General features: G+C 46.7%; 1 protein-coding gene. It reads left to right on the forward strand.

Features of this window, described 5'->3' with window-relative positions:
• The first annotated feature begins 49 nt into the window (after nucleotides 1–49).
• Entirely contained in the window at nucleotides 50–1,099 is a 1,050-nt protein-coding gene (locus Q0191_RS03845) for a bifunctional glycosyltransferase family 2/GtrA family protein (RefSeq protein ID WP_297664004.1), read from the forward strand.
• The last annotated feature ends 58 nt before the right edge of the window (nucleotides 1,100–1,157 follow it).

The raw sequence follows: 1,157 nt of genomic DNA on the forward strand, positions 1-1,157 counted from the left end.
CTTTAAGCCGCAGTCTGTATACTTTCTACAAATCATCTAAGAAAGAGGTATGGATATGGATTATCTAGTGATTCCGGCCTATGAGCCTGATTATAATTTGATTAAACTGATTCAAAAAATTCAGAGCAAGAGCGATTTTCATATCATTGTCATCGATGACGGTAGCTCAGCCAAGCGCCAGACAGTCTTTGAAAAGGCTGAACAATATGCGACTGTCCTCCATCACGAGAACAATCAAGGCAAGGGGCAAGCGCTGAAAACTGCCTTCACCTACATCCAGTCTCTGGGTCAATACGGAACGGTCATCACAGCAGATGCGGATGGCCAGCACAAGGTCTGGGATATTTTCCGCGTGGCAACCAAGGCTGCTAAAAATCCCAATCAGCTGATTCTGGGCGTACGCGCCTTTACTGGCAAGGTACCTCTGCGCAGTCGCTTTGGCAACAGCCTGACTCGGAGTCTCTTCAAGCTCCAGACTGGGGTGGGGGTCTCCGATACGCAGACCGGTTTGCGGGCCTTTACGACTAACATGATTCCCTTTATGCTTAAGGTAGAAGGTCAGCGCTATGAGTACGAAATGAACATGCTCCTAGAAGCCAGCAAGGAATATCCCATTTTGGAAGTGCCCATTGAGACAGTCTATATCAATGACAATCAAGGCTCGCACTTCCGGCCGATTCGGGATGGACTCATGATTTATAAAAATATATTCAAATTTGCCCTGACTTCTCTCAGCAGTTTCGTCGTGGACTACATGGTCTACGCCCTGGCTCTCTTGTTTTTAGCTGCTGCGCCGACCAGCCTGAGAATTCTTTTAGCTAACGGGATTGCCCGCGTGACCAGTTCGGTCTTCAACTACTCGACCAATAAAAAACTGGTCTTTAAGAACGACGACAGCATTCTCAAGACAGGGACTGGCTATTTCAGCCTAGCTCTGGTGCTCTTTATCCTCGACACACTGCTGATTCGTCTCTTCTATGCTGTCTTTGAACTCAATCTTCTGCTTGTCAAGATCATCGTCGGACTGCTGCTTTTCACCGTCTCTTGGATGGTACAAAAGAGATTTATTTTTAAGGAAAGGACACACACTGCATCATGAAATTTTTAAAGAAAGGCTATGCCTACGCCTCGATTTTCGGGCTACTTCTGACAGCTTC

Source organism: uncultured Streptococcus sp. (genome assembly GCF_938036805.1).
Taxonomy (GTDB): Bacteria; Bacillota; Bacilli; order Lactobacillales; family Streptococcaceae; genus Streptococcus.